9 protein-coding genes are annotated in these 14,041 nt (G+C 34.1%); 8 read left to right on the top strand and 1 reads right to left on the bottom strand.

Annotated features, from left to right (window positions below):
* The first annotated feature begins 6 nt into the window (after positions 1–6).
* The 8 genes from J4Q03_RS13905 (at position 7) to J4Q03_RS13870 (ending at position 12,348) form a co-directional block, all read left to right on the top strand.
* Positions 7–3,024, top strand: coding sequence for a type I restriction endonuclease subunit R (locus J4Q03_RS13905; RefSeq protein WP_426048737.1), 3,018 nt, complete (start codon positions 7–9; stop codon positions 3,022–3,024).
* A 10-nt stretch (positions 3,025–3,034) separates the two neighbouring features.
* Positions 3,035–4,186 (top strand): restriction endonuclease subunit S, encoded by a 1,152-nt coding sequence (locus tag J4Q03_RS13900; RefSeq protein ID WP_426048736.1) that lies wholly within the window; start codon positions 3,035–3,037, stop codon positions 4,184–4,186.
* Entirely contained in the window at positions 4,186–5,256 is a 1,071-nt protein-coding gene (locus J4Q03_RS13895) for an AAA family ATPase (RefSeq protein ID WP_426048735.1), read from the top strand. The genes J4Q03_RS13900 and J4Q03_RS13895 overlap by 1 nt, the downstream gene beginning before the upstream one ends.
* A gap of 2 nt (positions 5,257–5,258) precedes the next feature.
* Positions 5,259–6,905, top strand: a complete 1,647-nt coding sequence (locus J4Q03_RS13890) for a type I restriction-modification system subunit M (RefSeq protein WP_426048734.1) — start codon at positions 5,259–5,261, stop codon at positions 6,903–6,905.
* 231 nt (positions 6,906–7,136) lie between these two features.
* Positions 7,137–7,508: a helix-turn-helix domain-containing protein gene (locus J4Q03_RS13885; protein ID WP_426048733.1), complete on the top strand. Its 372-nt coding sequence runs from the start codon at positions 7,137–7,139 to the stop codon at positions 7,506–7,508.
* 303 nt (positions 7,509–7,811) lie between these two features.
* Positions 7,812–8,315: a hypothetical protein gene (locus J4Q03_RS13880; protein ID WP_426048732.1), complete on the top strand. Its 504-nt coding sequence runs from the start codon at positions 7,812–7,814 to the stop codon at positions 8,313–8,315.
* Positions 8,316–9,197: 882 nt separating this feature from the next.
* The gene (locus J4Q03_RS13875; protein ID WP_426048731.1) at positions 9,198–10,958 is read left to right on the top strand and encodes an AAA family ATPase; all 1,761 of its coding nucleotides are present in this window, start codon (positions 9,198–9,200) and stop codon (positions 10,956–10,958) included.
* 4 nt (positions 10,959–10,962) lie between these two features.
* On the top strand, positions 10,963–12,348 hold the full coding sequence (locus J4Q03_RS13870) for a 5-methylcytosine restriction system specificity protein McrC (RefSeq protein ID WP_426048730.1): 1,386 nt from the start codon (positions 10,963–10,965) through the stop codon (positions 12,346–12,348).
* Between the two features lie 87 nt (positions 12,349–12,435).
* Here J4Q03_RS13870 and J4Q03_RS13865 read toward each other — a convergent pair whose 3' ends face one another.
* Positions 12,436–13,611: a T9SS type A sorting domain-containing protein gene (locus tag J4Q03_RS13865; RefSeq protein ID WP_426048729.1), complete on the bottom strand. Its 1,176-nt coding sequence runs from the start codon at positions 13,609–13,611 to the stop codon at positions 12,436–12,438.
* Positions 13,612–14,041 lie beyond the last annotated feature (430 nt).

Raw genomic sequence — 14,041 nt, 5'->3', positions numbered from 1 at the left:
ATAATAATGACACGAGAAAACCATATAGAAGAAAGTTTGATTAAAAAGCTTTCTGATTTAAAATATACCTATAGAGCTGATATTCGTGATAAAATTAGCTTAGAAAAAAACTTTCGTGAGAAATTTGAAACTTTAAATCGAGTTAGGCTTAGTGAAGCAGAATTTGCAAGATTAAGAGATGAAATTGTAAAGCCTGATGTATTTGCAGCTTCCAAATTATTGCGTGAACAACAATATTTCCAGCGTGAAGATGGAACGCCACTCCATTACACTTTAGTAAATATTAAAGATTGGTGCAAAAATGAATTTGAAGTAATCAATCAACTGAAAATGAATACTGATAATAGTAACCATCGTTATGATGTTATTATTCTGATTAATGGTATTCCTGTAGTTCAGATTGAATTGAAAACTCTGGACATTACTCCTAGAAAGGCGATGCAGCAAATTGTGGATTATAAAAATGATTCGGGGAATGGCTATACCAATTCTCTCCTTTGTTTTATGCAATTATTCATTGTCAGTAATAAAACCAATACTTATTATTTTTCGAATAATAGAAATCAGCATTTTGCTTTTAATGCAGATGAACAGTTCCTTCCTGTATATCAGTTTGCTGACGAGAAAAACAAAAAAATCACGCATTTAGATGATTTCTCAGATAAGTTTCTTGCAAAATGTACGCTTGGAGAATTAATCAGCAAGTATATGGTTTTGGTAGAAAGTGAGCAAAAACTTCTGGTAATGCGCCCTTATCAAATTTATGCGGTTAGAGCAATTGTTGATTGTATTCATCAGAACCGAGGAAACGGATATATTTGGCATACGACGGGAAGTGGTAAAACGCTGACTTCTTTTAAAACTTCTACCTTGCTCAAAGATAATCCGGATATAGAAAAATGTCTTTTCGTGGTAGATAGAAAAGATCTCGATCGTCAAACCAGAGAAGAGTTTAATAAGTTTCAAGAAGGGAGTGTGGAAGAAAATACCAATACGGAAAGTTTGGTTAGAAGATTACTTTCTACTGATTATTCAGATAAAGTGATTGTTACGACCATTCAGAAACTAGGTTTGGCGTTAGATGGAAATTTCAGAAAAGAAAATAGTCAAACCTATAAAGAACGATTAGAGCCATTAAAAAATAAAAGAATTGTTTTTATTTTCGATGAATGTCATCGTTCGCAGTTTGGAGATAATCATAAAGCGATTAAAGAGTTTTTTCCTAATGCCCAACTTTTTGGTTTTACGGGGACACCGATTTTTGATGATAATTCTACTTATAAAAAAATAGACGGAGAAGAAGCATCCTATAAAACAACAGAGGATATCTTTCAAAAACTATTGCACGCTTACACAATAACTCACGCTATAGATGATAGAAATGTTTTGCGTTTCCATATTGATTTTTACAAAGGACAAGGAACGGCAAATGCTAAACCAGGCGAAGCCATTGCCCAACAAGCTGTAACAGAAGCTATCTTGGAAAAACACGATCTGGCTACTCATTATAAAAGATTTAATGCCGTTTTCGCAACTGCTTCTATCAATAATGCAATAGAATATTATAATTTATTCAAGACATTACAGAATAAAAAGAAAGCGGAAAATCCAGATTATATTCCTTTGAATATTACCTGTGTCTTTTCACCTCCTGCACAATTGATTGCACAAAATGGAGATCAGCAAAGCCAGAAAAATGCGGCGGACGTAAAACAACTACAGGATGATTTGGAACAGGAAAAAGCGGATAACCAAATCAATCCGGAAGAAAAGAAAAGAGCATTAATCCAGATTATTGCAGATTATAACAAACAGTATAATACCAACCATAATATTAATGAGTTTGACAGCTATTATCAAAACATACAAAAAAGAATAAAGGATCATCAATACAGCAATAAAGATTATCCTCACAAAAACAAAATAGATATTATTATTGTCGTAGATATGTTGCTTACAGGTTTTGATTCTAAGTATCTCAATACGCTGTATGTAGATAAAAATCTGAAATACCACGGATTGATACAGGCATTTTCAAGAACCAACAGAGTATTGAATGACACCAAACCGTATGGTAATATTTTAGATTTCCGCTCACAGCAACAGCCGGTGAATCGGGCGATTGAATTGTTTTCCGGTGAAGGTAATGAGAGCAAAGCCAGAGAAATATGGTTGGTAGAGCCTGCTCCTGCAATTATAGAGAAATATCAAAAAGCAGTAGAAGCAATGGGTATCTTTATGGAAACTCACGATTTGGTAAATGAACCTCAAGAAGTTTATAATCTGAGAGGTGATGCCGCTAAAATACAGTTTGTAAAAACCTTTAAGGAAGTACAGCGTTTAAAAACTCAGCTTGACCAATATACAGATCTGGATGCCGGACAAAAAGAATTGATTGAAAAGATTTTGCCGGAAGATAACCTGCGCTCTTTCCGAAGCTCTTATCTGGAAACAGCTAAACAGCTGAAAGAAATACAGGAGAAAAAAGGAGACGAAGCACCGGAGGGTTTACAGCAGTTGGATTTTGAATTTGTCCTGTTTGCTTCTGCATTGATTGATTATGATTACATTATGGGATTGATTGCAGATAATACCGATCCAAAATCCCAAAAGCAGAAAATGAGCAAGGAGCAATTAATAAAATTGCTAAGTTCAAGTGCTAATTTAATGGATGAAAAAGAAAATCTGACTGAATACATCAACGGATTAGACTGGAGCAAAGGACAGGACGAAAAGCAACTGAAGCAAGGTTACGAAATTTTTAAAATTGAAAAAAACGAAAAAGAATTAGCTACCATTGCAAACAGACACGGTTTAGCAACCCAAGCATTAAAGTCTTTTACCGACGACATTATGAGCCGGATGATTTTTGACGGTGAAAAACTAACCGATCTGTTAGAGTCTTTGGACTTAAGCTGGAAAGAAAGACGCGTAAAAGAATTGGCATTAATGGAAGATTTAGTACCCCAACTAAAAAAAATAGGAGAAGGAAGAGAAATCTCCGGTTTGGCAGCGTATGAATAATTATGTAACAATGGAGAAAACTAGTAAATTAATACCCGAACTGCGTTTTCCTGAATTTTTGAATGATGGAGAATGGTATCCTAAAGAACTTAATGAAATTCTTGATTATGAAAGACCTGATAATTATATAGTCACAGATACTAATTATCAGAATGAAGGTATGCCTGTACTAACTGCGAATAAAAGTTTTGTATTAGGTTATACTAAAGAGGACTTTGGAATTTATAATAATTTACCTGCAATTATATTTGATGATTTTACTGTTGATAACAAATATGTAGATTTTCCTTTTAAAGTTAAATCATCAGCAATCAAGATTCTAAAAAATAAAGGTGATGATAATCTAAAATTTATTTATGAGTTAATAGCTCAAATTAAATTTAATGCTACAGAGCACAAAAGATATTACATTTCTGAATATCAAAATTTAAGCGTAAATGTTCCAAATTCAAATGAACAACAAAAAATAGCAAATTGTTTAACCTCTTTAGATGAACTCATTACAGCGCATAACGATAAACTAGAGGCTCTTAAAAACCATAAAAAAGGATTATTACAAAATCTCTTTCCACAGGAAGGAGAAACTGTTCCTAAATTTCGTTTTCCCGAGTTTATAAATGATGGAGATTGGGAGGAAATAGCATTGGGAAAATTAGCAGAAAATTTGGATTCAAAAAGAATTCCAATTACATCAAATCAAAGAGAAAAAGGAAGTATTCCTTATTATGGAGCATCCGGCATAATTGATTATGTTAAAGATTATATTTTTAATGAAATTTTACTATGTGTATCTGAAGATGGCGCTAATTTAATTGACAGAAACTATCCGATTGCTTTTACAATAAAGAATAAGACTTGGGTAAACAATCATGCTCATGTTTTGAGATTTCAGAATTATTATACTCATGTTTTAGTAGAGAAATATATTAATTCAATTAATGTTCAAGATTTTCTAACTGGAATGGCTCAGCCTAAACTTAATAGAGGAAAACTGGATATTATTCCGATACCTTTACCACGAAATCCAAAAGAACAGCAAAAAATTGCAGAATGTTTAAAGGAAGTGGATAATCTAATCATCGCACAAACCAAAAAAATAGAACATCTAAAAAACCATAAAAAAGGATTAATGCAAGGATTGTTTCCTAAACTAAAAAACTAATGAAAAATATTAAAGAAATAGCGGAACAAATCACTAAAACTCCTGAAACAATATGTTTGATTTATGCCTTCAATGCAACTGGAAAAACAAAATTATCAGTCGCTTTTAAGGATTTAACAAAAGAAAATAATCAAGGTAAACATTCTGGGGTATATTATAATGCCTATAGTGAAGATTTATTTGTTTGGGATAATAATGAAAAAGATTTTAATAAAAATATAAAACTAGATGTTATTTACAGCTCACTTAATAGACATCACTCACTAATATTAGATACTGATTTACTTGAAGAAAAGCTATCTCTTTATAACCCAAGATATAAGTTTAAACTTAATTTGTACGAAGATGATGATAGAGAAAAAGGTATAAAATCAATTACTTTTTATATTGATGAAAAAACTCAAGATCCAATAAAAATTTCTAGAGGTGAAGAAAGAATATTTGTATGGTGTTTTTTCTTGACACTTTTTGAAACAGATTCTTGGTCGGAGGAACAGGATGCCCATTTTTTTATTGATGATCCTGTTTCATCTATGGATGAGCATAATATCTTTACCACTGCGGAGTCAATAACAAAACTAATTGATGATACTTACCCTAAGAAGAAAATCATTTTAACCACTCATCATATTGGCTTATTTTCAATTCTTGCTGACAGAATGATGAAAGGGCAAAAGAGTGATAAGTATAAATCTGACACAGCTGTTTTTCTACTAGAAAGAAAAGGTAGTGAAGATTTGATCTTAAATAAAAGGGGAGCGTTTTTATTTCATCTTCATCTATTGAAGACCTTAGATGAAGCAGCGAAATCAGAATTGTTTTCTTATCATTTTGTTTTATTAAGGCAATTACTTGAAAATATATCTTCCTTTTTAGGTAAAGGTGGTATTGGATATGCCTTAAGTCAAATAGAATTGGACGAAGATCCAAATATAGTGGGAGATAGGATACATTCATTATCTCATAAAGACAGCTATAAAACTCAATCTAATAAAATGTCAGAATCAGAGGAAACTCTTTTTAAGGATATTTTAGAGAAAATTATTCTTAAATATAAATTTAAGTTTTAAAAATGACACTACAAGAACAACAAAAATTAGGAAAGACACTTTGGGCAATTGCAGACGATTTACGTGGCGCAATGAATGCGGATGATTTTAGGGATTATATGCTTTCTTTTCTGTTTTTAAGATATTTATCAGATAATTACGAAACGGCTGCAAAAAAAGAACTGGGATCAGATTATCCTGATAATACTCCAAAGGATGTAATGGCGAAGCTAAAAGTTACCAATCCTTTGGAAATCTGGTACAGAGAAAATCCAGATGATATTGTAGATTTTGAAAAGCAAATGCGCCGAAAAGTTCATTATGTAATAGAGCCGGATTATTTGTGGAGTAATATTTCAGAACTCGCAAGAACACAAGATGAAGATTTGTTAAGAACTTTAGATAAAGGTTTTCGTTATATTGAGAATGAATCTTTTGAAAGTACTTTTCAAGGTTTATTTTCTGAAATTAATCTGAATTCTGAAAAATTAGGAAAAACCTACACCGACCGGAATAAAAAGCTTTGTACCATCATTACTAAAATATCTGAAGGTATTGCTAAATTCTCTACTACTTCTGATATTTTAGGAGATGCTTATGAATATCTGATTGGTCAGTTTGCAGCTGGTTCAGGCAAAAAAGCAGGAGAATTCTACACCCCCCAACAGGTTTCTACGATACTTTCGGGAATTGTTACTCTTGATAGCCAAGATCCGACAACAGGAAGAAAGAAAAAACTGGATAAAGTTTTAGATTTTGCTTGTGGTTCTGGTTCATTGCTTCTTAATGTAAGAAGACAGTTGGAAGATAACGATGGATACATTGGTAAAATCTACGGGCAGGAAAAAAATATTACGACCTACAACTTAGCAAGAATGAATATGCTCTTGCACGGTGTAAAAGACACCGAGTTTGAGATTCATCACGGCGACACTTTAGATAATGACTGGAATATTCTGAATGAAATGAATCCGGCAAAAAAAATGGAGTTTGATGCAATTGTTGCCAATCCGCCATTTAGTTTACGTTGGGACCCGACAGAAACTATGGCAGATGATTTCCGGTTCAAAAGTTACGGTCTTGCTCCCAAGTCTGCTGCTGATTTTTCTTTCTTATTACACGGGTTCCATTTCCTAAGCGGGGAGGGAACAATGGCTATTATTTTACCACATGGTGTATTGTTCAGAGGTGGTGCAGAAGAAAGAATCCGTACAAAGCTATTAAAAGATAACAGTATTGATACAGTGATTGGTTTACCTTCTAATTTATTTTTTTCTACTGGGATTCCTGTATGTATTTTGGTTCTTAAGAAGTGCAAAAAACACGATGATGTTCTTTTTATCAATGCCAGTGAACATTTCGCTAAGGGCAAACGTCAAAATACATTGAGAGAAGGAGATAATGGAGAACCAAACGATATTGAAAATATTGTAAAAACCTATCAGTTCAGAGAAGAAATTCCACGCTATTCCCGAAGAGTTTCAATGGAAGAGATAGAAAAGAATGGGTATAACCTTAATATTTCCAGGTATGTTAATACTTCGATAGAAGAAGAGAGAATTGACCTAAAAAAAGTAAATGATAATCTAATTGATATCAATAAAAAAATTAAAGAAGCTACAGAAAAGCATAATGCATTCTTGAAAGAATTAGGCTTACCACCATTATAAAGCTAATTTCAAAGTATTATCTGATGTTTTTAAAACTTAGGTAAGGTTTTATCACAAATGATGATTTTGAAGACTTCCTTCTCAAACATTTACTAAATGATAAGGCCTAATTTCTTCTACTGCTAACATTGATGATATTTTATCTTTAGCATTATTTTTTATAGAATAATCGAGTAATCAAAGTACCAAAAACCAATTTTTCTCTATATTTGCAAGAAACACACCACCACTATGGAAAAGCTAAGAAATCTAAGAAAGCAAAAAGGCTTCACTCAGGAATATATGTCTAATATTCTGGCAACAGACGTTTCCAACTATTCCCGAAAGGAGAGTGGTGGCGTAAAGATCTTTGACGATGAGTGGGAAAAGCTGGCCAAGGCATTAGATGTTAAAGTAGAAGAAATAAAAGAAGAAAGGGAGGCGAATGTTATACAGAATCTAACTTTTAATGATAGCAGTTCCAATACTCAATCTGGTAATTATAACCAATATTGTAACATCCCGGAATACATATTAGAAAACCAGCAGGAATACATTAAAATTCTGAAAGAACAGATAGATTCCCTGAAACGGGAGGTGAAAACCCTTAAATCCAAAAAATAAATTGGTCCTTTCAAAGGAAATTATATGATATAAAATACTGCTTTTATGAGGCAGTATTTTTTTGTTAAGGACTAAGCTCCTGTTTAATAACAAGGGACAAAGGAGATCAGGATATGGTTTTTCTGGGTTTTTAATTTTCCACATTAATTCATGATTTTTTTCACTAAACAACTGGAAAAGCAAAACCTTATTATTTGTTTTTTATAATCTGGTTAATGAGCCTTGTAAATTTGATAACTGCTTATTTTTAAACGGCTTATACTCGCTATATTTGATTCTGTTAACAACCAAAACACAACAATTATGGCACTAGACAATTTAATCAGTTTAAGTTTTTCCAATGAAGAATTAACGGCCATTGATCAGGCGATTCAGGCAATACATACCGCGCTTTCAGGAAAAACGATCAATCTTACCCCGGAGCAGAGACAGCAGTACGGGAGGATCGCAGAGCAAAATAAACTTTTTGTGAACAAAACGAAAAGCTATATGGAACAGTATCCCGGGTTTGTTCCCGGATTTCTGGACAAGGCAGAATTCGACAGGGATTTTGCAGCCCGGGAACAGATAGAACAGCGGCTGCAGCGATTGGACTCACTGAACGAACAGCTATCTGACACTAAAGTACTGCTGGATCATGATAACTACCATAACGCCATCAGCTTTTACCGGAATATCAGGTTCCTTTCAGAAGAGAATGTACCGGGTACCAACGTAATCTATGAAGATATGAAACAGTTCTTTATAACATCATCTCAGACACCGGTAGCCCAGACCCCGCCTCCGGACAGCAGCCAGCCCGGATAACTTTTTATAATATAGCATTAGCACGTGAAGACGTGCTTTTGTTATAAATACCCAGAATTTTCAGGATAAGAAGTAAACGCAAGGGTAAACAAAGCTTTAAAAAGCATTCCCTTTTTAAGATAAACAAAGCCGTTCACTTAGGGGTAAGCATCCGGGGGATATATGGTCTTACTTCGATGAATGAAATGCCCTTGCTTTCCTTATTAGCAGACCAAAAATCTACTTTATTTTCTTTGCGATAAAAAATCAATTGTTTTCACGTATTTTCTTATCCCGAACTCAAAATATAAAGCCAGAAGTGGCTGTATATCCTTTATAAGTCCCTCCAGCCCTTTGTGTAAGGGGTTCTATACTCTTATTCAACGGTCTCCTACCTCTTTTGAAGCCCGCGGAACCCGTTACCTAACAGGCTTTACCCCCTTACCTAAGGGGGTAAAGACCGTTCATCAACAGGGTGAAGGTCGTTCGGAAGCCCTTCTGGAGGCTTGTTGGAGAGGCTGGAGCCCCTTTTGTAAGGGTCTGGTGATGAGTAAATGGTTGGTTAGATCTATTTTTGTTAAAAATTACGTTTTCCCGTAATGGGGACTTGTATATTTTCCTTATACTTGTGGGCAAGAAATATTAACCATGATTATATTACTCCTACCGGATATTCTTTCGGCTCACCTATCATCAAAATCCGATAGAGTTACTTTTCATTGCAAAAAACATTAATACAAGATTGAAATGACATATTGGAAATTAGGATGCAGATGGGGGAAGAAGAATGATGGTCTCCCTCTTTTTTATGATGTACTGCTAAAGCATGATATTGTGATAAGCTGGGTTAATAAAGACTTTGGTAAGGGAAATCTTGTACTTCTTACTGATGGTTTTACACCTTTGGCCATTGCTAAAACAAAATCATTTCGCAAATCAATATATGAGTTGCCACATGCTGAAAATGAATTTGCAGATAAAGATGTGCCTTATGAAGATAATCTTTTCTATTATGATGCTGAAATAATTCCGATAGACAGTGATTTTACATTTGACTATATAAAAGGTATTGCTCAAATTCATAATAAAAAAATAATTCAGAATATTAATCTTTACTATAATAATTCTTTAAAATATAAAAAGATGGAGGAAATAAAAAAACTGCTTCAATATAAGAAACAAATTATCCTGCAAGGTCCTCCCGGGACAGGAAAAACAAAGTTAGCTCAAGAAATAGCAGAAATAATAACAGGTTCCAATAAAAATGAACTGACGGAAGAAGATATCAAAAGTCTAATGATTACAGGTGATAAGTTTCCAAGTACAATCGGCAGGGAGAATTATTATACAGTTGTCTATACAGATGATGTTAAAGTACATTTAAGCTCTTCGGGAACACAAGATACTAATCAGGTCACTTTCTCAAAAATTTTAGCGCGAATTAAAGAGATTGGAAACAATATTGAGCCACAAAATAAAAATAGTCAGGATCCTTATGAAATAGCTTCTGCAAAATTTATATTAAAAAAACTGTACAAAAGTACAAATGATATTAAGCTGATTCAATTTCATCCCTCATATACCTATGAAGATTTTGTAAGAGGAATTGTTTCCAAACCAAATGATGAAGGAGATGGCATATTATATAAAGTTGAAAATAAGATTTTAGGGAAATTTGCGGCTAGTGCTCTTCATAATTACGAAGCATCACAGAATAGTAAATATGAGGTTACTAATGATGAGAATGATATATTCGATGCATTTATTGAGACCGTAAAAGATGAGATGGCTCAGAATGCAGAGCATAAATATATAATTACTGATGCTGTATATCTATTTTCAGCTGATGAGACCCGTTTTAAATATAAAGGTGACAACTGGGCTGCGCATCAAAAAGGCCTGAATATGAAGTATACCGAACTCAGAAAAATTATAGAAACAGGTGCGGAGACAAGACAGGATATTAAAAGAATGTCTGATGTAGAAGAATTAACAAGACAACATTCTACTTATTTTATAAAAGTAGTTGAGAAATACATGGTTTTTAAGAAGACTTATCAACCTCAAATATCTAAGGCAGAAAAAACGTTTTTGAAAAAATATGTACTTATTATAGATGAGATTAACCGGGCTAATTTATCCTCTGTGCTGGGTGAGTTGATCTATGCCTTAGAATATAGGGGAAAAGAAGCAGAAAGCATGTACAGAATAGAAAATGAAGAAAACAGACTTATCCTGCCTCCTAACTTATATATTATTGGAACGATGAACACGGCAGACAGAAGCGTAGGACATATAGACTATGCCATCCGAAGAAGGTTTGCATTTGTTGATATACTTCCAAAAGATCTGACACCTGAATTGCAGGATAAATTTGATGTTGGATTATTTACAGAGGTTTCCCAATTATTTGTGAAAGATTATAATCCTGAAAAAGTGTATTCAGATGGAGGAATTTTACGGTCAGAATATCTTTCTTCTGACTTCGACCCCAAGGATGTTTGGTTGGGGCATTCATATTTTATAAAGCCGGAAAAACAGGATGCAAATATGGAGATGCGTTTGGCCTATGAAATTAAACCCATTCTTTTAGAATATGTAAGAGATGGTATATTAAAAGAATCTGCAATAGAAAAAATTAATAAATTGACGGGAAGTCTTTAAAATCATGCTTCATATTTCAGAACATTTTGAATACTATAATCAGGATCATTTAGAAGTTTTCCGCAGACTTAAAGACTGGAGAGGTTATTATGATCTGGGCATTCTTCAAGATAGAATCTATTTTGACAATCATCAGAAAAGACAGTGTATTGAGGTATCGCTGAGTAAAGAAAATGAAAATCATCAATATCTTTGCAATATTTCATCTTCATATTTTATAGGCCTGGACCGTTTGACTAAGCTTGGGTTTCCTGTCTATATAGAACCTAAACTCAATAATAAGAAACAGCAAATAAACTATATTGAAATGTTACTTGAGGCGCTAAAAGAACCTGAAAACTTTGAACATCTTGAGAATCTTGTCACGACTAAATTTGATGATGAATGGATTGAAATAGAAAATCATTTGCAGCCGATCTTAACACCGTTTTTAATTGCTCAGTTTCTTTCCGTAACTAAAGATATTGTGAAAAAGGGTCTTAAGAAGTCTTATTATGACGTTGAAGAAAACTTAAACAATAAAGTTAAGGGAAAAATTTTAGTACGACAACAGATCAGGCAAAACACACTGAAAAACAGATTTACGAAAACGGTGTGTAAATTTCAGAATTTCGGAAATGATATAGAAATAAATCAGTTTTTGAAATTTGTAATGAATCACATAGCTTCCTGTTTAAATGATTTTCTGCCTCATCAGCCTATTAAAGGCAGCTTAAATCAGATAATGAGGTATTGTATGGGAGGGTTTCAACAGGTTAGTCATAAATCTTTTACTAAGCTTAAATATAAAGAGAGAAATCCATTTTATAAGAATTATAATATTGCCGTTCAGCTCGGTAATCAGATACTTGCACTTCAAGATTATAATATATCGCGAAACTCAAATAGTGAAAAATGCATACATCCACCTTTTTGGATAGACATGAGTAAACTCTTTGAATTGTATGTTTTTAAAGAACTACGCAAAAAATTCCCAGGTATAAATGAAGTGAAATATCATAATAAATTCAATAAGCAGGAGCTGGATTTTATAATTAATACCCCTATTATAAAAGCTGTAGTTGATGCAAAATATAAACCTAGATATAAAGACGGCAATCCTTCTATGAATGATGCAAGACAGTTAGCCGGATATACGAGATTACATAAGGTGTACGATGAACTTGGTATCGGTGGTGATCGGTTGATTCCTGCTTATTTTATTTATCCTGAAAATCTGCCGGAACTTATTCATTATGAAGATCCCGATAATACTATTGAGGATATATTTGAAGACAGTATTTTGAATGTAGCGTTAATTGATGAGAAAACAGTAAGATCATCAACAACATATAGGCAAATGTATATGCAAGGAATTGATTTACCTTTTACCAGAAGTTCGGATATATAATAAGCAATAATAGTTAAAGCTTAAAAAATCAAAACAGCTGAAGGAAAATCCTTCAGCCGTCTTTTTTGAAAATATAATATCAAGAATTTAATCCCGGATAACCATTTTTTTAGAACCCGCCACTTTTCCGTCTGTCATCATGGTATACACATATGTTCCGGATTGCAGATCTGAACCTGATAAGGTGATGGTCCCGTTGCCTTTCTCATGGAGTGGGAGGGATTTCACCAGCTGACCGGAGATATTGTATACCTCAATAGAGGCTGTTTTTGCGCTTTTTGGAAGATAGTAGCTGATGCTCGTTCCGTTTTTGGTGGGGTTGGGAACATTCTGAGCTAATTTTGCCACATCTGAAGAAATATCAGTGGAGGAAACACCTTTGTTCAACAGCAGTTGTTTCAGCTCCTCTACCGTATTTTCAAGATTTTTTATGCGGTCTTCCAGCTGTTGGATAATTTCATCTGAGTCCGAAGCTGATTTGTTGAGCGGCGTATTCGAAACCATTACATTTCCAATCGCATCTACAACCAGGGCGCGGCCGCTTCCTGTGGGCAGATTTTCATGTCTTACCGTTCCCACCGTATGGAAATTGGCCGTAGGAGCGAGCGTAAGAATGCCGACACTTTTATCCTTGATCAGCATGGTTGATGTAGGAGATAATCCAAACATAATGGACAGCGGAATATTATTCGTCAGTTTTACTCCTCCCGTTCCTGACCCGATCACGAATGAACGGTTTCCGGTCGCCGCCAGATCAATTCCGAATCCCCCGGAATAGACATCTTTAAGATCAATTCCTACCCCTACTGCAAACTGGTTCTGGTTTCTGATGATGTTTTTCCAGCCAAGAGCTACCGATTTTCCGGCATTATTCAGAACAATATTGTCCTGTCCGCTCACGATATTGGCGCCTCCGCCGTTGGTGAGATCATTTCCCCAGCCGCTTACTATAGAACTGCTGGCCAATCCTCCAAGAATATTGGAGCTTCCGGTAACAATGCTTCCTTTTGCTTTGGCGGTATTGGAGTTGTTTACAGCATCTACGATAAATGAGCCTGCTTCATTCAGGATAGCCTGTCCCGGATTGGTAGAGGCTCCGTTCGTTCGTAGAAAAAAGGGTCTTGGATCAACCGTACCCGCGTAGTTTGCCACAGTAATTCCTGGGTTTCCGGTAATTTGCCACTGCTGGGCATTGGCTATTCCTGTCAAAAGAAACATAGCTGCTGCCAGGCCACTTTTCATGGATAATAATGATGTTTTCATAAATTTTGAATTTTGATGGTTTTAGTTATCACTAAAGTATGAAATATTATCATTGAAATTAAATATTTATCACTTTAATGTGATTTTAAAGGTCTGTTTACTGCTTTAAATTCAGTGATAAAGGGAAATGTATGTATTATAATTAATTTCTATGCATTTTATTTGTATCATCTAATTTGCTTGAAAACCTTTCCAATACAGGCATTTCTGGAGAAATAATAAACCATAATTCCGGAGATGTATCATCATGATGAATCTTTATGTTACTCAATAGAAATTCAAACCGGATTTGTAAATATTGGCTTCACTTTCAAAAATAAATTCAACTTTTTTAAACAACCGTTTAAATACTGTTGTCAGGTTAGTTAGGTGTTTTAACTCCAATAATTTCAGGTCAAATGATACCCTGAAATAAAATTTTGGTATGTAA

The organism is Chryseobacterium sp. NFX27, assembly GCF_049887855.1.
GTDB lineage: Bacteria > Bacteroidota > Bacteroidia > Flavobacteriales > Weeksellaceae > Chryseobacterium.
This window is presented reverse-complemented; position numbering and strand designations above follow the sequence as displayed.